Source organism: Ensifer sp. 4252, assembly GCF_050434565.1.
Lineage (GTDB): Bacteria > Pseudomonadota > Alphaproteobacteria > Rhizobiales > Rhizobiaceae > Ensifer.
Map to the genome: position 1 here is coordinate 48,825 of NZ_JBNDIU010000021.1, position 18,828 is coordinate 67,652.

15 protein-coding genes and 1 pseudogene are annotated in these 18,828 nt (G+C 61.3%); 5 read left to right on the forward strand and 11 right to left on the reverse strand.

Annotated features, from left to right (window positions below; genetic code table 11):
* The first annotated feature begins 90 nt into the window (after window positions 1-90).
* The gene (locus ABIE33_RS28150; protein ID WP_429131187.1) at window positions 91-1,416 is read left to right on the forward strand and encodes an NAD(P)/FAD-dependent oxidoreductase; all 1,326 of its coding nucleotides are present in this window, start codon (window positions 91-93) and stop codon (window positions 1,414-1,416) included.
* Between the two features lie 470 nt (window positions 1,417-1,886).
* Here the strand turns inward: ABIE33_RS28150 and ABIE33_RS28155 are convergent, their stop codons facing one another.
* The 3 genes from ABIE33_RS28155 to ABIE33_RS28165 form a co-directional block, all read right to left on the reverse strand.
* Window positions 1,887-2,666, reverse strand: coding sequence for an ATP-binding cassette domain-containing protein (locus tag ABIE33_RS28155; protein ID WP_429131188.1), 780 nt, complete (start codon window positions 2,664-2,666; stop codon window positions 1,887-1,889).
* Window positions 2,656-4,914, reverse strand: coding sequence for an ABC transporter permease (locus ABIE33_RS28160; protein WP_429131190.1), 2,259 nt, complete (start codon window positions 4,912-4,914; stop codon window positions 2,656-2,658). Before ABIE33_RS28160 ends, ABIE33_RS28155 begins: the two co-directional genes overlap by 11 nt.
* Before the next feature lie 85 nt (window positions 4,915-4,999).
* Window positions 5,000-6,085, reverse strand: coding sequence for a substrate-binding domain-containing protein (locus ABIE33_RS28165; RefSeq protein WP_429131192.1), 1,086 nt, complete (start codon window positions 6,083-6,085; stop codon window positions 5,000-5,002).
* 119 nt (window positions 6,086-6,204) lie between these two features.
* Between ABIE33_RS28165 and ABIE33_RS28170 the strand changes: the two genes are divergently transcribed.
* Window positions 6,205-6,513, forward strand: a complete 309-nt coding sequence (locus tag ABIE33_RS28170) for a hypothetical protein (protein ID WP_429131303.1) — start codon at window positions 6,205-6,207, stop codon at window positions 6,511-6,513.
* An 11-nt stretch (window positions 6,514-6,524) separates the two neighbouring features.
* Here the strand turns inward: ABIE33_RS28170 and ABIE33_RS28175 are convergent, their stop codons facing one another.
* The 3 genes from ABIE33_RS28175 to ABIE33_RS28185 all read right to left on the reverse strand — a co-directional run bounded on the left by ABIE33_RS28175 (window position 6,525) and on the right by ABIE33_RS28185 (window position 10,518).
* Complete coding sequence (locus ABIE33_RS28175; RefSeq protein ID WP_429131298.1) at window positions 6,525-6,764, reverse strand: FAD-dependent monooxygenase; 240 nt, start codon at window positions 6,762-6,764, stop codon at window positions 6,525-6,527.
* 107 nt (window positions 6,765-6,871) lie between these two features.
* The gene (locus tag ABIE33_RS28180; RefSeq protein WP_429131194.1) at window positions 6,872-9,340 is read right to left on the reverse strand and encodes an adenylate/guanylate cyclase domain-containing protein; all 2,469 of its coding nucleotides are present in this window, start codon (window positions 9,338-9,340) and stop codon (window positions 6,872-6,874) included.
* Between the two features lie 83 nt (window positions 9,341-9,423).
* Window positions 9,424-10,518: a branched-chain amino acid ABC transporter substrate-binding protein gene (locus ABIE33_RS28185; protein WP_429131196.1), complete on the reverse strand. Its 1,095-nt coding sequence runs from the start codon at window positions 10,516-10,518 to the stop codon at window positions 9,424-9,426.
* A 227-nt stretch (window positions 10,519-10,745) separates the two neighbouring features.
* On the opposite strand from ABIE33_RS28185, the gene ABIE33_RS28190 reads away from it, so the two are divergent.
* A complete protein-coding gene (locus ABIE33_RS28190) occupies window positions 10,746-11,312 on the forward strand; it encodes a TetR/AcrR family transcriptional regulator (RefSeq protein ID WP_429131198.1) in 567 nt (188 codons plus the stop codon).
* Between the two features lie 51 nt (window positions 11,313-11,363).
* Window positions 11,364-12,350 carry a quinone oxidoreductase family protein gene (locus tag ABIE33_RS28195; RefSeq protein WP_429131199.1) on the forward strand — a complete coding sequence of 329 codons (987 nt, stop codon included), beginning with the start codon at window positions 11,364-11,366 and terminating at the stop codon, window positions 12,348-12,350.
* A 54-nt stretch (window positions 12,351-12,404) separates the two neighbouring features.
* Here ABIE33_RS28195 and ABIE33_RS28200 read toward each other — a convergent pair.
* Both ABIE33_RS28200 and ABIE33_RS28205 read right to left on the reverse strand, forming a co-directional pair.
* Window positions 12,405-12,548: pseudogene (locus ABIE33_RS28200) on the reverse strand (LysR family transcriptional regulator); the annotation flags it as partial.
* Between the two features lie 638 nt (window positions 12,549-13,186).
* Window positions 13,187-13,774, reverse strand: coding sequence for a DUF1349 domain-containing protein (locus ABIE33_RS28205; RefSeq protein WP_429131201.1), 588 nt, complete (start codon window positions 13,772-13,774; stop codon window positions 13,187-13,189).
* 463 nt (window positions 13,775-14,237) lie between these two features.
* On the opposite strand from ABIE33_RS28205, the gene ABIE33_RS28210 reads away from it, so the two are divergent.
* A complete protein-coding gene (locus ABIE33_RS28210) occupies window positions 14,238-14,594 on the forward strand; it encodes a hypothetical protein (protein WP_429131203.1) in 357 nt (118 codons plus the stop codon).
* 6 nt (window positions 14,595-14,600) lie between these two features.
* Here the strand turns inward: ABIE33_RS28210 and ABIE33_RS28215 are convergent, their stop codons facing one another.
* The 3 genes from ABIE33_RS28215 to oiaX form a co-directional block, all read right to left on the reverse strand.
* Entirely contained in the window at window positions 14,601-15,677 is a 1,077-nt protein-coding gene (locus ABIE33_RS28215; protein ID WP_429131204.1) for a nucleotidyltransferase family protein, read from the reverse strand.
* Window positions 15,678-16,233: 556 nt separating this feature from the next.
* A complete protein-coding gene (locus tag ABIE33_RS28220; protein WP_429131299.1) occupies window positions 16,234-17,535 on the reverse strand; it encodes a four-carbon acid sugar kinase family protein in 1,302 nt (433 codons plus the stop codon).
* Window positions 17,536-17,538: 3 nt separating this feature from the next.
* A complete protein-coding gene (oiaX, locus tag ABIE33_RS28225; RefSeq protein ID WP_429131206.1) occupies window positions 17,539-18,795 on the reverse strand; it encodes a 3-oxo-isoapionate-4-phosphate decarboxylase OiaX in 1,257 nt (418 codons plus the stop codon).
* Window positions 18,796-18,828 lie beyond the last annotated feature (33 nt).

Here is an 18,828-nt window from a genome sequence, read left to right on the forward strand (position 1 = left end):
AAGACGGAATCTTCTGCTGCGCGCCAGCCGCAGTCCGGCAACGCCATCGCGTAATAGCCGCTAGACTGTGGTCGTAACGGAGGTCACCCCATGCCAGCACCGCTGAAACTCATCGACACAACGCCGCAGTTGCCCGAAGACGCCGATACCGTTGTGATCGGCGGCGGCATCGTCGGCGTGTTCGCGGCCTACTATCTTGCCCGTCGCGGATTGAAGGTAGCTGTCGTCGAGAAGGGCCGGATCGGCGCGGAGCAGTCCAGCCGCAACTGGGGCTGGTGCCGGCAGCAGAACCGGGACGCCCGCGAATTGCCGATGGCGACGAAGAGCCTCGATCTTTGGGATCGTTTCGCCGCCGAGAGCGACGAAGACACCGGCTTCCGACGCTGCGGGTTGTTCTACCTCAGCAACAGCGAAGAGGAATTGGCCGGCTGGGCCCGATGGCGCGACTTTGCCCGTACGCTCGACGTCACGACGCATCTGCTCGGCAGTGCCGAGGCAACCGAACGCGGCCGCGCCACCGGAAAGCCTTGGAAGGGGGGCGTTTTTTCGCCGACCGACGGCACCGCCGATCCGGCAAGTGCAGCACCCGCGGTCGCACGTGCGATCCTCAAGCTTGGCGGCACCGTGCATCAGTCCTGCGCCGCCCGCGGCATAGAAACAGAAGGCGGTCGTCTTTCCGGTGTCGTGACCGAGCATGGCACCATCCGCACGAAGACGGCGATCCTTGCCGGCGGCGCCTGGGCCTCCGCCTTCTGCCGGCAGCTCGGCATCTTCTTTCCCCAGGCGTCGGTCCGCTCGTCGATTCTTGCCGTCTCGCCAGGCGCCATCGGTCTTCCGGATGCGCTGCATACGGCCGCCGTTTCGGTGACGCGGCGTGGGGACGGCGGCTACACGCTCGCCATCAGCGGCCGCGGCCGTGTCGATCCGACTCCGCAGCAATTACGTTTCGCGCCGCAGTTTCTGCCGATGTTCGCCCGGCGCTGGCGCAGCCTTGCACCTGGCGGCCTTGAAGGCTTCCGCTCCGGTCACGAGAGCCTGACTCACTGGCGCCTCGATGCCCCGACGCCAATGGAGCGCATGCGCATCCTTGATCCTGCAGTCGACAAGGCCACCATTCGCCTCACCCATTCGCGCGCGCTCGACCTCCTGCCCGACCTGAAGAACACCAGCATCACCGCCGCATGGGCGGGTTATATCGACAGTACGCCGGACGGTGTGCCGGGCATTGGGGAAATCGCCGCCGTACCGGGGTTCATCCTCGCCGCCGGCTTCAGCGGGCACGGCTTCGGCATTGGTCCCGGCGCCGGTCACCTGATCGCCGACATCGTCACTGGTAACGAGCCAATCGTCGACCCCCGCGCGTACCATCCGGACCGTTTCCGAAAATCTGCCTGGGGTAAGGTCGCCGATTTCTAGGGAGGCGAGTGAGGTGCCACATCTGGGATCTTACCTAGTGGGAATTGGTCGCGCGCGACCAGTCAGCCGGGCAGACGTCTACCATCTTGATTGGTTGATTATTGGGGTCCGGGAGCAGCTTCCGACCTCCCAGAGCGGTATTCGGCCCGGCTAGTGCAAGGAATGGCTACTATGCGGTTGGTGCATGAGGCATAATCGCACCGACGCCGGTCCATTGTCCGATTGTCGCAGTGCCGCCGTTAGGCACCGTGGTAATTAATGCCCGCTCTCCACCCGCTCGCGACGAACGGATCTGAACCGTCGAGCTCATAATTGGCGACGCATCTATTTGGCGGGGCCTGCCATATAAACGGATGCGAATCGTAGAACCGCTGAGGGTTGGGCTACTAGACGCCGTCATCGCCCAATATGCCGGCTGGGTAGACGACGGATTTTGTGGGTGCCGGCTGCACCGGCATCCCGGGGCCTGGTCAACGCGCTGCCTGCTCGGCCGTGAGTGCCCGTTCGCGGGTGCCGGAAACAATGATCTCCAGAATCTCGTGTTCGTCAGTGTGCTTGATATAGCGGTCGCCGACATACTCGCCGCGCTTCAGCACCATCACGCGATCGCCCACGGCAAAGATATCGACCAGCCGATGGGAGATGATAATCTGGGCTACACCCTGTCTCTTCAGTTCCAGCATCGTTTCAAGCAAGCGTTCGGTCGCCATCACCGAAAGATTGGCGGTCGGCTCATCGAGGATTACGACCTTGGGCTCGAACGAGATGGCGCGGGCGATCGCCACAGATTGCTGACGGCCGCCCGACAGGCTTTCGACCTTCTGATAGACGGAGTTGACGTCGACCTTGAGCCGTTTCAACACCTTGTCGGCTTCCGCATACATCCTCCGCCGATTGACGAACGGGCCTGTGAGCGGCCAGCGGCCTAGAAAGATGTTCTGCCCGACGTCCATGTTCCCGCACAGCGCGAAATCCTGGTAGATCATCTCGATACCGACGTCGCGGCTCTCATGCGGGCTCCTGAAATGCGCCGGCTGTCCGGCGACGAAAATCTCGCCAGCATCGCGCTGGTAGGCGCCGGTCAGGATTTTCATTAGGGTCGATTTGCCGGCGGAATTGTCGCCGACGAGACCGAGGATCTCGCCGGGATAGAGCACGAGGTCGACCGAGCGTAGCGCCTGGACGGCACCGAATGCCTTTTCGATGCCCCGCATTTCCACGATCGGTGTGCCTTGGGTATCAGCGGGCATCAGTGGTCTCCGATGCTTGTCCGCGTCGCGCCAAATAGGAGCGCATGCGTCCGAAAATATTGGCCTGGCGCACCCAAATGTCGACGAGCACGGCCACGATAAGGATGACGCCGATGAAGACATTGATCCAGTGCTGCGGCATGGTGAACCCCTGAACGTTCAATTGCAGCAGCGCCCGCACGAGCGTAATCGCCGCAGCGCCGGCAAGCGAGCCGATGATGGTGCCGTAGCCACCGAAGATTGATCCGCCGCCGATTATGACCGAGGCGATGGCGTCCAGTTCGCGGAACTGGCCGGCGACGGGGTTGAAACTGCGGAAGTAGGCGACGTTGATGATCCCGGCCATCGAGGCGCAGAGCGCCGACAACAGGAGCGCGAGGAAGCGCACGCGGTTCGTGTTGATCCCCGCGTAAGCCGCGGCGCGGAGGTTGCCGCCGGTGGACAGGACCTTCAGTCCGAACGGAAAGTAAGCGAGCACGAGGCCAGCCGCCACGGCGACAAAGAACATCCAGATCGTCTGCACGCTGACGACTTCTGCGACGGTCCGAAGAAAGCCAGACGGCAGCGAAAAGCCGAAATACAGGAGGACGTCGTTCGCCTTGCGGCCGAGCAGGTTGTAGCTTTCGGGCCAGCCCGTCAGTTGCTGGCCGGCAACGAACCAGGCGGCAAGGCCGCGGGCGATGTAGAACATGCCCAGCGTAGCGATGAAGGCCGGCAGCTTAAAGCCGACCGTGATGGTGGCGTTGACCAGACCGGCTGCCATTCCGACAAGAAGGCCCATCGCCACGGCTGTCATCGGGTCGGCGCCCAACACCTTCAGAAAATAGGCCGCGGTGCTGCCGGAGAGCGCAAGCACCGCCCCGACGGAGAGATCGATATCGCCGGCAGCGATGACATAGGTGAGCCCGACCGCGATGAGGGCAAGTTCTGTGTAGTTGAGCAGGATCGCGAACGTATTGGAGAGGTTCCACCAGTAGTCGGGCCTGAGGCCGAGCCCCGTCAGCCACAACAGGACGGTCAGGATGATGGCAAGCGCGTCGCGGCGGGCGAGAAATTTGCCGAACCCGGTAGCCGTCAGCGCCAGGTCGCTCGCCATCGCTCCCTTGGTCTGGACGCCCTCGAGGGCCACGCCGCCCATCTCATAGGCGGGTGGCGGCGGGCGGCCGCGCAGCCACGCCCAGAAGCGGCCCGCGACCTGGCGGCGGATGAGGTAGGGCTCTATCAGCACGGCAGTGACGAGAAGGAGGCCGAGGAAAACCAGCACCGCGCCCGCGGGTAGGGTGAACCTGGCGTTGACCGCAATATTCTCGCCGTCGATGACGACAATGCGCGTGATCGGCCATCCTTCGCGCAAGACCTTGTCGATCAGCACGACGACCGCGGCCCCGAGGCAAGAGCCTAACACGCGACCGCGACCGCCGAGGATCGACGCGCCGCCGATTACCACGGATGCGATGACGGTGAGCTCCCAGCTGACGCCATAAAGGGGGGTTACGCCCTTATCCTGTGCCGTCGACAGGAGGGCCGCAAGGGTCGCGCAGAGCGACGAGATCAAGTAGGCGCGGATGCGCACCCAGCGCGCGGGAATACCGGCATAGACTGCCGCCTGTTCGTTGCCACCGGTGGCGAGTGTCTCGTAGCCCCAGCGGGTCTTGGCAAGCACAAAGGCTCCGAGCGCGACGACGGAGGCGAAGACGAGGATCTGGTTGTTGAAGCCGAGGATATTGGTTTCACCCAAGTGGAAGAAGAGCGGAAATTCACCCGCCTTGCCGGAGTAATAGATCGCCTGGCCGTGCGTCAGCGCCAGCACGAAACCGCGGCCGATGAAGAGGATTGTCAGCGTCGCTATGAATGCCGGCGCCTTCAGGATGGTCACGAGCACGCCGTTGAGCAGCCCGATCGCCGTCCCCAGCAGCAGGCAAAGAATGACTGAGGCCGTGATGTCGAGATCGAGAAAGCTCGGTGAAAAAAGCCGGGCGAACACCACCGCGACGAGACCGTAGGTGGAACCTACCGACAGATCGAGGTCCTTGTTGACGATGACGAAGGTCATCCCCACGGCGATAATCCCCACGCGGGAGGTGTCGCGAAGCAGGGCGTGAAGCGCGTCCGTCGAGGCGAAGAAGGTCGGATTGGCGAACACGCCGCCGACATAGAGCAGAACAAGGAACAGTAGGAGACCGGCCTCCCAGCCACCGGCGAGCTGCGGAGGCGCGCGGCCGAGCGATGTCGTCTCCAAGGGCGCCATGGGTTTGTCCGGTCGATCTCTGCACTTGTGCCGGCGGCAGGACTGTTCAGCCCTCCCGCCCGTGTGTCAGGCGGCTCGAGCGAAATCAGTTCTCGAAGCGCTTGCCGACATTGGCGACAGTTGCCTTCGTCACCAGTTGGGCCCGCGTGTCGAGATTGGCGGCCGAGATGCCGCGGTCGATCTGCAGGTAGAGCTGCATGACCGGCCAGAAGCCTTGCAGGAATGGCTGTTGTCCCAGCGAGCCTGTAAGGTTCCCCGCGGTGATGCCCTCTTGCTGCGCCGGCCCCAGGTCGAAGCCGAAGGCGCAGAACTTGCCGGTCCATCCCATTTGCGCGACTGCCTTGACGAGGGGCGGCGTGAAGACGTTGTTTGCGGTGAAGGCCCCGACGACGTCACCACGCGACTCGAAGAGCGACACGAGCGCGTTCACGGGATCGTTCGGGTTCGTGTCGATGCCGACATTCTCCGGCCCGGCGTCCACCTTGAAGTTTTCAAGCTTTCCGGCATCCTTCAGTGTCTTGACGATGGCATTAAAGGCCGAGGTCACCCGATTGTTCACTTCGATATTGCCCATCGCGGTCGAGGACGGCAGCAGGATCGAGCCGCTGGTCTTGCCGCTGTCGAGCACGCATTTGGCAAGTGCTTCGCCGCCGATCGCGGCCGCCGATGCGTCCTGGCCGGTATGACTGATGCGGCTGCGGTTGAGCAGCGTCCCGTCAAACGAGTTCGTCGTGGCGACCGGAATGCCCTTTGCCTCGGCGGCCTTTACGATGTCGTTGTAGGCGCCGACCTGCGGCGTCGTCATGATGATGCCGTCGATCGTCGGATCCTGAACGATCTGATTAAGGATTTCGATCTCGCGGGCCGGATCGTCCACCGGCGACTCCGAGCCAAGCAGCAGGATCTTGGCGCCGATCATGTTGCCGGCCACCGTGGCGCCGACATAGACGGGATCGAAAAACCCGTTCCCAGCCGTGTGTGTCACGATACCAAAGGTGAGGTGGCCGTCGGCCGAATGGAAGTCCTTGGTACCGGGCGCCTCTTTTGCGGCGTCCTCGAACCTGTAGCCGCCGACCGCCTTCTCGACACTGCCTGATTGCGCGGATGCATACGAGACGCCAAGCGAGAGCGCCGCGACCGATGCTGCCGCGTGCAATAAAATACGCCTCATAACTGGTCCTCCCTTGAAAGGGGCAGAAGCCGTTCGGGCGCGCTAGTCGTGAGGGCCGAATGCTTCCTCCCACGACGCCAATTTTCCGCGTAATTCCATCGTAAGTAAATGGTGAACGCGTGGTGCTCGCGAATTTGTTTGGCGGCGTCATTAAGTTGTTATCCACCGAAGATGAACCTGGAATGCGAAGGTGCAAAGAAGCGGACTCGGCGCGCATTCGACCGCGCAGTTGGTTTTTCGACCCCAGCGCACCGTGGCAGAAAGGTGCCGTGGAAAACACCAACAAGCGCATCGGCCGCTTTCTCGCGGTCATACCGCAGCACGCGCTCAATCGGCTGGCACGCGACCTCAACAATCAGCCGCGAAAGTGCCTCGGTTTTCAGACGCCCGCCGAAGTGTTCATGGCAAATTTGCAGGAAGGAGGCTGAGCCTCTACCCTTCAAAACAGGCATGATGCACTTCGCTTAGGTTCTCCAAAAGAACACCCTGCGATACGCTTCGCCGGAACTCGACGATCCACAGGGCGCCGCGCGGATTCGTTACCGTCGAGGAGGGTTTCCTCGACCTGCCCCTTCAATGCGACGGCAATCTTCCAGTACAGATTGTGCGCATCCCCGAGGCCTCGTGTGGGGCCATGGCAGATCCTGCCCGCATTGGAGCCGCCGATGCCGGGGCTCAGGCTGTAGCGGAAAAGGACAGTTCAGCTCCCGATGGGGACGATACATCACTGCTGGTCGACGAAGTGACCGCGGTAGTTGTCGTCGATCCGGTTGCGAGCCCGCCCCCCTACCCAGGCTTGTGGCAAAGTCGATCGATCACGTTGCGAAGCGCAGTCGCGGCTTCGTCTCGCTCGTCAGCAGACATCAACTCGGGTTCCGCTTCTAGTCTGAGATGGGGCAGCTCGGTTCGAACGGCGCTGCGAGCGGCGACCAGATTGGCCTTCAGATCGAGGACGCGATATGTGGCGACGGGATAGGCGATACCCCTGACCTGGACATGCCCCAGCTCCACACAAGCGATCGTGTCCTTCACTTGCGCAAAGGTCTCATAGGAAATGAGCACTGCCCCCGCCGGCGCCTCCTGCTCGAGGCGCGAGGCGAGATTCACGGCGCCTCCGATTATCGTGTAGTCCATTCGATCTTCACTGCCGAAGTTGCCGACAGTGCAGTAGTCGGTATGGATGCCGATGCGGCATCGCAGCGGCGTTTCAATGCCGATGTCGCGCCAGATTTCTGCAAGTTCGCTCATTCGCTTCTGCATGGCGAGAGCCATCTCAACACAGGCGAGCGCGTCCTCCTTGATGCCGCGGGTCTCCGGATCCCCGAAAAACATCAGGATCGCGTCGCCGACATACTTGTCGATGGTGGCGCCGTGTTCCAAAGCAATCTTCGACATTTCCGTCAGATAGTGATTGAGGAGTTGGGTGAGATCCTCGGACTCCATCTTGTCGGTGGTCTCGGTAAAGCCGGCGATGTCCGAAAAGCATATCGTCAGCTTCTTCCGCTGGCTGGCGATCCTGACGTCCTGACGGCCGGTGAATATCGAGTTGTATACTTGCGGCGCCAGATACTTCGCCAGCTTGCTCGAGAGCGCCTCGAGAGCTGCGGATTTCTCCGCGAGGTTTTCTTCCCGCTTTTTCAACTCCGTGATATCCGAGTAAACTGCGACCGTACCGCCGCCTGTGATTCGGCGCTCGCCTATCATGATCCATCGCTCGTCGCCTCGCCGCTGCACCCACGGTTCGCCAGGATTGCGGTGTCGGGAGAGCCGCTCGGCGACCCATTCCTCGAACCGCCCCTCGGCATCCTTGATGTAGCCGCGCTCGGCGGATCGGCGGATGATGTGTTCGAATGTAGTGCCGGGCGTCAATTCGATCGCAACATCGCTGTAGAGCAGTTCGCGGTAGCGGCTGTTGCTGAGAACGAGCCTGTCGTCCACGTCATAGAGAGCGAACCCCTCCGAGATGCTCTCGATGGCATCGACGAGCCGCTGGCGCGCTTCAGCGACCTCGCGCAGATTCTTTTCCTCGACCTCTACAGCCGTGTCACGGAACAGCCTGAGCGCCTCGGCCATGCGGCCGATTTCGTCGTGGCCCGCGGCAGGTAATGGCGCACAAAGATTGCCGCCGGCAATCGCGAGCATGCCCTGGCTCACACTTCCCAGGCGGGCGAGAAGGCTGCGGTCGACATAGAGCCAGACGACAAGAATCGAGCTCAACAGGCTGAGGAAGGCCGAGCCGATGACAACGCCGGTGCCGTAGCGCTGGACGACAGCGGCCTCGAGACCGGACGAGGCGATCTCACGGTTTGCTGCGGCGACAAGACGATCGACGGCAGCCGTGAGACTGCGGGACAGCCGATTGTTTTCGGCCAGAAGTTTTTCGCCCTCAGCAAGGACGGCAAACTCGTCCTGTCGCGCCTTCGGTATGCTGTTGCCACCATCGATCAGCGCCTTGAACTCGCCCACCCGCTGTCGGAAGCGGGATCGTAGCTTCTCGTCGATCTCGGTTGAAACCGTTTCGAGGACGGCGAGCGACCGGCGCAGCGGAAAGAGCATCAATGTAAGATCGCCGGGCGTCGGTGCGTTCGCCAATTTAACAAGCGCGTCGTTGACGGCGGATATCTCCTGGTGTGCCCTCTGCTGGGGGATGTAAGCCGTAATCGCCTCGACCAGATCGGTAGTCGCCGCTGCGCGTCGGTCTAGGGCGAGCGACGCGTCGGCCGCGACTGTTCTCCATTGCGCAAGCTTGGAATTCATCACCAGGATGCCAGCCGCCAGAAGGCGTTGGCCTGCAATTGTCGTAGCCGATAGGCGGCGCAACAACTCCTCCTTGCGTGCGACTACGGTGAGCCGGGTAGCGACAAGCTCGTCGAGTGCGTCGAGGTTGCGCCGCAGACCGAGCACCGCCGCCTCGATCTCGGCCACCACCGCCGTGCCAAGCGTTCCGCCCTTGAGCGCAGCAAGCAGTTCCTCGAGGCGCGCCATCTCGACCCCGATCGCAGCCGAGACCTCGTTGTGTCGTGCCTTGCTCGTTGAATTCAGTACAGACGGCGCAGTTGCCGCGACCCGCTCGGCTTGACGCGACAGTTGGAGGGACGCCAGCGCCGACGGCACACGATCCCTGGTTATACGGTCGACGACCTCGCCTACCTGCAGGAAGGCATAAAGAGCAGCTACAGTGGCGAGCACCGCGAACGTGCTGATGCCGAAAAAAGCCAGCAACAGGCGGCCGCGTATGCCTAGGCGTTCAAGCATCGCGGCGACACTCAATGTGAACGATCGCGCTGGCTTGATCTGCATAAAATGCCTCAAGTGGCACGGCTGCGTGCGGCGGGCTGCTATTCAACCGGCACATATTCTCCACCCCGCCAGACGTACCACACCCAGCTTTGGTTCGTGAGGTCGCCCTTGTCGTCGAAATCGACCGGGCCGAGGACAGTGTCGAACTCCTGTCCGCGCAGTGTCGCGATGACCGCCGGCAGTTCGAGCGAGGCTGCCTTCCCGACCGCCTGCGCCCAGAGTTGGACGGCAGCGTAGCTCAGCAGTGTGTAACCTGCGGGCTCGAAGTTTTCGGCACGGAACCGCTTCACGACCGGGGCAGATTCGGGGTTTCGCCGCGGGTCCGCGGAGAATGTAAAGAGGGTCCCCTCGGCTCCCGGACCGGCGATCAGCGCAAACTCCTCGGTTGCCAGGGCGTCGCCCGAGATGACCTGAAGCGCGTAGGCGCGGTCGCGTGCAGCACGAACAATCAGTGCAACCTCGGCATGATACCCGCCGACATACAAAGCTGCGATCCCAGCGGCCTGTAAGACATCGATCTCCGCCGAATAGTCGTTCTTAGCAGGGGTGTACGCGTCGTAGACAGCTTCGGTTACGCCCCGTTTGTTCAACTGCTTTCTGGTCTCATCGGCGAGACCCTTGCCATAGGTCGTGCCGTCGTGAAGGATCGCGATTTTCTTTTCTCCCCATACATCGGCCAGGTAATTGCCGGCCACGATCCCCTGCTTATCGTCGCGACCTATGACCCGAAAAACGTTGTCACGGCCCTGCTCGGTCAATAGCGGATTGGTCGATCCTGGTGAAATCTGCAGAACTGCCGCCCCCTCGTAGACCTTTGATGCCGGGATCGAGGCCCCGGAGCAGTAATGCCCGACCACGAACACCACTCCGTCAGCCACCAGCTTCTGGGCTGCCGCCACGGCCTGCTCGGGATCGCAGAAATCGTCGACGTTGATGAGGCGCACCTGCTGGCCAAGGACGCCGCCCGCCGCATTGATGTCGGCTACGGCCATCTCTGCCCCACGCTGCCCCTGCTCACCGATCCAGGCGAGCCGCCCGGTCATCGCGGCCGAGACCCCGATCACTACCTCCGCCTGCGCGGGGCAGATGTAGATAGCCGCAAGCGCGGCAACAGCTATAGTGACGCGGTGCATGACTGTACCCCTAACGTTAGCTTACGCTAATAAAGTCGACGCCGACAGTCCTTTGCGCAAGTGCGGATACGTCGGCTGTTTCCGCCCCTCCAGAGTATCGTCGCCGTCGCCACCCCGCAGCGAACCACCGACCCTGCAATGTCATCGTCAAAACTCCAAAGGAGATATCAGAGCGTTCGCCATGCTCTTTTCTTGACAGATCGTTCCAGAATGCCTAAGTCACATATATGGCGAGGACAAAGGAATTCGATAGAGAGCAGGCGCTGGATGACGCCATCGAGGTGTTCCGCGAACGCGGTTTCGAGGGCACGTCCACCCAAATGCTCGTCCGTGCGATGAAAATTGGCCGGCAGAGTCTTTATGATACGTTTGGCGACAAGTGGAAGCTTTACTGCCTTGCTGTGGAACGCTACGCCGCCGCGGAAACGGAGGCTCACATCGCCATGCTGCGCGGTGCGCCGCGTGCCCAGGACGGCATCCGGGCGATGATGGAGCGAGTGGCTGAAAATGCTTCCCAGGCCTGTCTAGGCGTGAACTCGATCTGCGAGTTCGGCCAGAGCCGACCTGACCTGACGGCAATTCATCAGGCTGCTGATCGGCGATTGAAGCAAGCCGCCGAGCAACGCATCACCGAGGCTCAGGCCGAAGGGGATCTGGACGCAACGCTCTCCACGGACGAGGCGGCCGATTTCCTCTTCGCGAATGTCGCCGGCATCCGTATCGCTGCGCGCGGCGGCGCGGGACCAGGAGAGCTCAAGACCCTTGCCAGGATCGCGCTTCGGGCGCTGACGTGAGGATTAAATTTTTTGTGCATTTCTGGAATGATCAGTCAAGAAAGGAAGATCATGAAAGCCGTGGTTATGAATGAGATCGGTGGCACCGACGTGATGGCATATGTCGACCTCCCCGACCCGGTCGCTACACCGGGACATGTAGTGGTCGAGGTCGCCGCTGCAGGCGTGAACTTCATGGATATCGGTGTGCGCCAGGGCATGGCATGGACAGACAGGCCCAACCCGAAAATTCTCGGCGTCGAAGGTGCAGGACGCATCGTCGCGCTTGGAGACGGGGTCGATGGTTTCGCTATCGGAGACCGGGTGACCTGGGTCTACGCGCCAGGAAGCTATGCGTCGCACGTCCTGATTTCAGCGGACGCGCTCGTGCGGCTTCCCGACACGATCGATGACCAGACAGCAGCCTCCGTCATGATGCAAGGATTGACTGCCAGCCACTTCGCCACTGATTTCTACCCGGTCCAGCCTGGCGACACCGCGCTCGTGCATGCTGCGGCGGGCGGCGTCGGCTTGCTCCTGACACAGATCATCCGGCTGAGGGGCGGACACGTGATCGGCCGCGTTTCGTCCACGGACAAGGTGGAAGTTGCAAATGCGATTGGCGCGAACCACGTTATCGTCGACACGGAGGGAAACTTCGCCGATGAGGTTTTGCGTCTCACCGGCGGAGAAGGTGTAAGCGTCGTCTATGACGGTTCCGGTCCCAAGACCTTTCAGGGATCGCTCGCCGCGCTTCGTCGCTCCGGCACGTTCTGCTGGTATGGGCCGGTGCTTGGCGGTCCGGGGCCGCTCGACATCATGAGCCTGCCGAAGAGCATCAAAATCGGCTATGCGACGTTCTTCGATCACATCAGCACGCCCGAACTTCTTCGCGCCCGCACCGAGCAGTTGTTCCGTTGGATTCACGATGGATCTCTCAAGCTGCGCGTTGGTGGAATCTATCCGCTTTCTGATGCCGCCCGTGCTCATGCCGACATGGAAAGCCGGGCGACCACCGGCAAGCTATTGCTGATCCCCACGCCAAGAGGTTCAGCATAGATGGGCTAATCGGCTTCGTGCCCCATCTCTTCCGACCGGAAACGTGCTGCACTACCGCTGATGATAGAACGCCCCTGCCCTTGTCAGTTCCACCCGCCTTGTCGAACGGTGGAACGACAACACGCCAAGTTCCCTCTCCAGCGACTGGATCTGACAGCTCAAGGCCGGTTGGGCGAGTGCCTCTGCAGGTGAACTGATGCCCCAAGAACAGTCTGACTGTCCATTGCGGGATCTGTGCGCTGGATGTGCGACTTGCCCCTACTCGCCGCTCCGCACTCGCTCCATGTAGCGCTTCCTGTCTTCTTCGGTCGCGCAAGCGGACATATCCTGCCCCAGCTCAACTCTTTGAGACAGCGGGAGCCATGGTCGATTTGGGTTCTCTTTCACCCATAATTGCCTGGCGCGTCTCTCGATTTCAGCGTCTTCCAACATCACCTCCGTCGGTGGAGGTTGAGGAAAGCAGGGCTTGGCCAACGCCCCGATGCAATTTCTGTCAAGCAATGACCAGCCGGATTCCTGACCAGATAAAAGCTTAGGTAGTGCAGGTTCTGGCGCTTCGATAGCCCGGCGGGTGTTGGTGATCATGACCGAGGAGGGACAATCGCAAACCGCGCGTTGTAGTGCGACGTGAGCCAGGCAAAAATGCGTTGCCAGCCTCCATGTCGTCGATGCCCACCAGCCTTAACTCCGTGACCAGACGATCTTGCAGCGGGCACCTCCAATTATCGGGAGCCCCCGACCTTCAGCAGATTGGGATGCCCCGGATGCGCTTCCTCGTTGGATCCATCCCGACACCCAATGGTGTCGCTCGAGGCGCGATAAACGCCATCGATCCGCTAGGCGGTGTGCAAGTCACGCGATATCGCAGGTCCCACGGTAAATGCTTCGAAGCGCGCGGTGAACCCTTCACGTTCAGGGGAACAGGCCATGACGCCAATCTGAGCATTGCGATCAGAAAATGGACATAACCGGGCCATTTGCCACACGCCATTGCCAAGGTGGAATTGCACCCTCACCGCCGCGTCATGCCGCGTCAGTCGAATATGCACTTCGGCGTCTGGTTGCGCGTGCGGGAGCGGGATTACAGACCAATCCGATGTTCCGTTCGTGACAACAACTGAAAAATGCATCAGGCCATCGGTGAATTCTATGCCGGTCTTAAGCCAATGGGTTTCGTCGATGCTCAGCATGAGCCCGGCCTGGTCGTAGAGTTCATGATAATCGCCGCGCACGGCAACTGACGCAGAAAAGTCTCCACTCACTGGCTGCAGCCTGGCATGACCGGAATGGCGCCTGAAGCCATAAAAGGTCGTTTGCCAGAAATCTGTATTCGCCTCAGTCGTGAGTGTGAGTACCCCATTTTCGACGTTCCAGTCTTGAGGCTCGTTCAACCAGATAAAATCCTTCAACAATCCCTCCACCATTGTGCGATCTGCGCGCATGGGCGCCATTTGCACGCCGGATATCTATGGTTGGAGAAATCGCCCGTAAAGGCATTTGCTCCAGAACCTTTTCTGGCGAACTGCCGCCACGCTGTGGCGGCAATTCTTTCCAACCGCACGGCGGAATTCCGCGAGGGCGCCAAGTCTTTAATCAAGCGAATCAGCGACGGCAACAGGCCCAAGCGGAAGCTCGTTCGCACGGCGATTGGGGCGGCTTCAGCGGCTGCGGCTCCATACCGCGCATTCTAAGGTCATAGTGGCTGCGTCCCGCCGGGCGGTGATGTGCGAAATTCGTCGCAATCGTGCGGGTAGCCGCGCATCAATAGACATCTGCAACTCCACGCATCCGATCTCTCATGAGCCTCCAGCTCGATCGCCTGTCGACGCGCAATGAGGCGATGCCTCCACGGGTTCGTAGGTCGCGCTCGGGAACTAATTACTTTGGGTGTCGCGCGCCGTTCGCGCGTTTTACTATCTCGGCGGGAGATCTGGAGAGGGGCATGCACTATCGGTAAAGGTCGGCGCTGGTCGCAGCACCTTGGCTGATCATCTCACGATGGCGATGGACAAGGACGGGAATATCGATCTGCAGCCGGCGCAGCTGGTGTACAAAAGCTGGAAGGCGAAGGGTGACTGGATCACAGAACGCATAAGCGTGGCCGACCTGAAGGCCATGATCTCAGATGTCGAAGTTCTGTATTGGGAATTCTTCGACATCACAATGGGGATCGCGCCGCGATCCAAAGGATCGGCATTGGCGCGAGTACTTGGTCAGAAACAAGCTGCTAAATCTGTGAAATAGCCGCCCCTACCTGTCTTCCTTGAATGGATCGACGCCGAGTTCCTTGAACAATGCTTCCGTCTTCGCCCGATCAGCGCGGCTCATGTAGCCGATCCCGGTCTTGATCGCGGAGCGCCAGGCCTCTCCCCTCTCCCATGCCTCGTGCAGTGCGTCCGACAGCTCATAGAGCCGATTGGCGACATCGAGTGCTTCGAACAGGAGAACGGCCCGCCTCAAGTCCTTGTCTCGTTTCGCGGAACCAAGCGTGTCGACGACGCGGCGGCTGGCGACGATCAGCTTGTGGATCGCGTAGCGCTCCGGAGCTGGTACGATCACGCTGATGCCTGACTTGTGCAGCATGACGGCTCTGATCGGCTCATAGATCAGGAAGTCCAGGAATCTCAGCGGTTCGGCCGAGGCTCCACCAAGGGCGGGCATGTCGGCCAGTTTGTCCATGTGGTCATCTGGTCCCCTGTTTCCGGTCAAGAACTCGACCTTGTAGCCGCTGCGATTGATGAAGCCGGTCACACGCAGTGACCCCGAGCGATGCATGACCGGGCGGAATGTCGGATCGAGGCCCTTCAGGATTTCGAGAATAGGTGGAAGGCTGTCACCTACTTCGGCCGAGATCGCATAGTCCTGGGCGAAGTCGGCATCTGCGGTCTGGAATGACGCAGCAGGCAGACGGACGCCAAGATGGGTCGAGAAGGCGACCGATCCAACGAGGCAGGCCCGCAGGCGGAAGATTCCGGCATTGGCGAGAGCTTCGACGACATCGCCCGTAAAGCGATCCGGTTCCGGCAAACCAGCCTCACGAACGAGCGTCGAGACGAATTTGCGGCGAGCTTTCGCATCGTCTTTGATCGCCTTGAAGTCCTCGACCCGTTTGTCGATCTCCGGATCATCGGCCGGTCCAACATATCGGCGCTGTTGGCGATACCCTTCCCCTTCCGGCGGCTGGTCGAAGTACCAGTATTTCCGGCCCTTGTTGTTGACCCCGACGAAGCGGCCTTCAACCGGGAAGTCGGCCGAGAAGGAAGCATCGAGCAGCCGTTGGCCGAGTTCGGCGGTCATGGTGCGATACATGAGATCGATCTGCTTCATGTTGCCTCGCTGTACTAAATCGGAGTTTTCAGTACAGCGCGCGCGATCCATCAAGGAATGGTAGACGCGCAAGTTATACTAAATTTGCGTATTTAGTATAACACCGACCCCACTTTTCATGAGCAATCTTCGAAACAGGCCAGAAAGTCGGGATCGAGACCGTCCGGCGGGCCGTCGAGGCGCCGATCCATCAGATCGCTGAGAACGCTGGGGCGGAAGGGTCGATTATCGTCGGCAAGCTCCGCGAGAAGGCGGACTTCTCCGACGGCAGGCGGCGTTGCCGCCGGCACTACCAGATTGCCTTGCAGCCTTGTTGCCAGGCAATCCTGTGGGAGCACCCAGAAGGCTGATGTTGCCAAATGGGCCGCTAGACATGCGCCGATCGACGAATCTCCACTGCCCTCATAGTGCTTTCTGGTGCGCAATCCATAAGTCGTTGCACCCAGTGGCTCGAAGGTCAAATCGCAACATGGGAAGCTTCGATCTGAAAGGCAGCGTCAGCTACCGCCAAACGCACCAAATGCCTCGGGCCCCACACATCTGGCTCTACCAGCCGTTACGCCTCGCCCGCCCGGATCATGGAGAAATAGTTGTCGCCTCCCACCTGGCCGCCCTTGAGTGCGATCTGGAGGCCCTCTGCCGGGCCACCATGTGCGACGCAAAGCGGTGAACCAGGTGTTTGCGGCAGAGGCATCTTCAGCGTGAGGGCGAAAATGCCCATTTCGCCGAGCGCGTGGCTGGAGGTGTCGCCGCCAGCGACCACGGCGCGGGAAAGGCCGGCGCGCGCGACGAGTTCGGATTGGATACGACCAAGCGCCTTGCCGAGCCGATGGCGCGCGCCGGTGGATGAATCGAGCTCGACGCCACGATCGGCGGATGGCCCCATCGCCGTGTAAAGAACGACACTTCGGCCGCTCTCCAGCACGCTCAGGCCGGCTCCGACCGCCGTGGCGATGGCCGCCGCGCGGCCGTCGCCGGAGAGCGCGACCGGGTCGAGCGTGACACCCCCGAATCCGTTAGCCAATGCATGGCGAATTTGCCGCTCGGTCGTCGGCGAAACACTACCCGAAACGACGGCAATGCGATCGACTGGGCCAACCGCGGCGAAGACCGGCTTGTTTCCGATCAGCCGTTCATTGCGCCAGGCGGGAATGAGGGCGTACTCAACGCCGGAGGAACCGCAGACGAAGCGGCTCTCCCGGCGGAGTTTACTCCATAGCAGCGCACCGGCAGCAGCCTGCGTTGCTTCGTCTACGACATCGAGGAGCAGCACATCAGCCTTCTCCGGCCTATCCGCGCCAGGAAGCGAGACGATATCGACGAGCGCCGATGACAGCTTCGTCTGCCGTGCAAGATGCAGCAGCAGATTGGCCTCGTCCATCGGCGTGACCGGATGGCGCGACATCACAGGGTGACGATCGATGCGGTAGTTGCGGCCCTGATAGGCGGCGAAGAGTTCACCGAAGGCCGTATAGCGCCGAATCTGCGGCGCGCCGACGATGAGTGGCACCGTCTCCTCGCCGAAGACCGCCCGCCCGATCTCGATCGCCCGGCCGATGTTTCCGACATGCGGCGCGGAATCGAAGGTCGAGCAGACCTTATAGTGGCAGAGTTCGGCATCGACCATCTTCAGCCAGGCGAAGGCTTCACTGAGATGCGCGTCCATCCACGCCGGCGTTTCGCTGCGGCTGGTGCCGGCAAGCCCGAAGGCGCGCGCGCCAGAAAAGCGCGACAGCAGGTCATTGTCAGGCACTTTCAGAAACAGGACCGTATCGACCCCGTTTGAGGCAAGCGCCTCCATAACATCCGTTGAACCGGTGAAATCGTCGCCGTAGTAGCTGATCAGGGGGCGTGACATCATTCAGGCCGCCTTGCCGTCGGCAAACTTTTCGATCGATTGCGCCAGTTCCGGATGATCCTTCGCATAGGTCCCAAGCGGTACTCCCGCAACCGCCGCCTCCCAAGCCTGCTTGACGGCCTTTACACCGGCACCGGGTCCGCCCGGATGGCTGACGATGCCACCGCCGCAAAGATAGAGCAGCTCGGTGGATCCACCTGTGGCCGCGATCGTATCCGGCGCCTGTCCGCCCCACTGGCCCGAGCCGATGACCGGCAGCGCCACGTCACTCTCGGAAAAGAGCGGCGTGCTGACGGCTCTGTAGGACCGCACGAAACTTTCGTCCGGCTCCCAGTACTTCACGCGAATACCGTTGATCTGAAATTGATCGACGCCGAGCAGCCGCCAGAACTGCTGCCAGACGGAAAATTCGAAACCAAGGCCGGCATGGCGTGTGAGAATATCCCAGCCATTGCGGTGGGCGTGCAGCACAAGGCCGGAACGCTTACGCAGGAAGGCAAGGCCGCCGAAACCAATCGAATTGATGTTGACCACGGCGCAATTGCCGCCGGCTTGCAGCACGATGTCGTGGTTGCGCATCATTTCGTCAGGGTCTGCATGGCTGATGCCGAAGGCATACATCACCTTCTTGCCGGTTTTCTGCTCGTGATCGAGGATCAGCGGCATGATTGCGGCCACCCGGTCCTTCAGGGGCGAGTAGGCCGGGCTCATCAGTTTCTCATCATCCTTGACGAAGTCGACACCCGCCTCGATCAGATCGCCGACCATCGCGGCGCTCTCGTGGGGCCTCAACCCCAGCGCCGGCTTGACGATGGTTCCGATGATCGGCCGGTCCTTCACTCCAGTCAGCGCGAAACTGCCGGGCACGCCGAACTGCGGGCCCGGATGGGCCGCAGCGAATTCCTGCGGCAGCTTCATCCCAACGATGCGAATGCCCGTCATGCCCTTGATCGAATAGACGCCGCCGATTGCAATGGTCATCAGGGCGGCGAGATCGGTGCCAACCGCATCCATCGGAAAGTCAATATCGACGTCTGCGCGATTGAAATGCGTGTTCCCTCCGGCCTCATCGGGAAAGGAGGCATGGTTGGTCGACGACAGGAGACGGATGGCAACGACATGGGCGGCCACCCGCGCCTTAAGCTCTTCCGTCTCGCCTGGCAGGGCCACGAAGGTGCCCGTCGACTGATCGCTGGCGATCTTTGTCGCCATCGCCTCCACCGAGCCGGGCGTCTCTATGCGATAAGTCAGGCGGATCACGTTTTCTCCTCCACCACATGGCGGCATGCTTGT

Coding starts and splice junctions, on each gene's coding strand:
- ABIE33_RS28150 (WP_429131187.1), top strand. CDS start 91: ATGCCAGCACCGCTGAAACTCATCGACACAACGCCGCAGTTGCCCGAA.
- ABIE33_RS28155 (WP_429131188.1), bottom strand. CDS start 2,666: ATGCCCGCTGATACCCAAGGCACACCGATCGTGGAAATGCGGGGCATC.
- ABIE33_RS28160 (WP_429131190.1), bottom strand. CDS start 4,914: ATGGCGCCCTTGGAGACGACATCGCTCGGCCGCGCGCCTCCGCAGCTC.
- ABIE33_RS28165 (WP_429131192.1), bottom strand. CDS start 6,085: ATGAGGCGTATTTTATTGCACGCGGCAGCATCGGTCGCGGCGCTCTCG.
- ABIE33_RS28180 (WP_429131194.1), bottom strand. CDS start 9,340: ATGCTTGAACGCCTAGGCATACGCGGCCGCCTGTTGCTGGCTTTTTTC.
- ABIE33_RS28185 (WP_429131196.1), bottom strand. CDS start 10,518: ATGCACCGCGTCACTATAGCTGTTGCCGCGCTTGCGGCTATCTACATC.
- ABIE33_RS28190 (WP_429131198.1), top strand. CDS start 10,746: ATGGCGAGGACAAAGGAATTCGATAGAGAGCAGGCGCTGGATGACGCC.
- ABIE33_RS28195 (WP_429131199.1), top strand. CDS start 11,364: ATGAAAGCCGTGGTTATGAATGAGATCGGTGGCACCGACGTGATGGCA.
- ABIE33_RS28205 (WP_429131201.1), bottom strand. CDS start 13,774: ATGGTGGAGGGATTGTTGAAGGATTTTATCTGGTTGAACGAGCCTCAA.
- ABIE33_RS28215 (WP_429131204.1), bottom strand. CDS start 15,677: ATGAAGCAGATCGATCTCATGTATCGCACCATGACCGCCGAACTCGGC.
- ABIE33_RS28220 (WP_429131299.1), bottom strand. CDS start 17,535: ATGTCACGCCCCCTGATCAGCTACTACGGCGACGATTTCACCGGTTCA.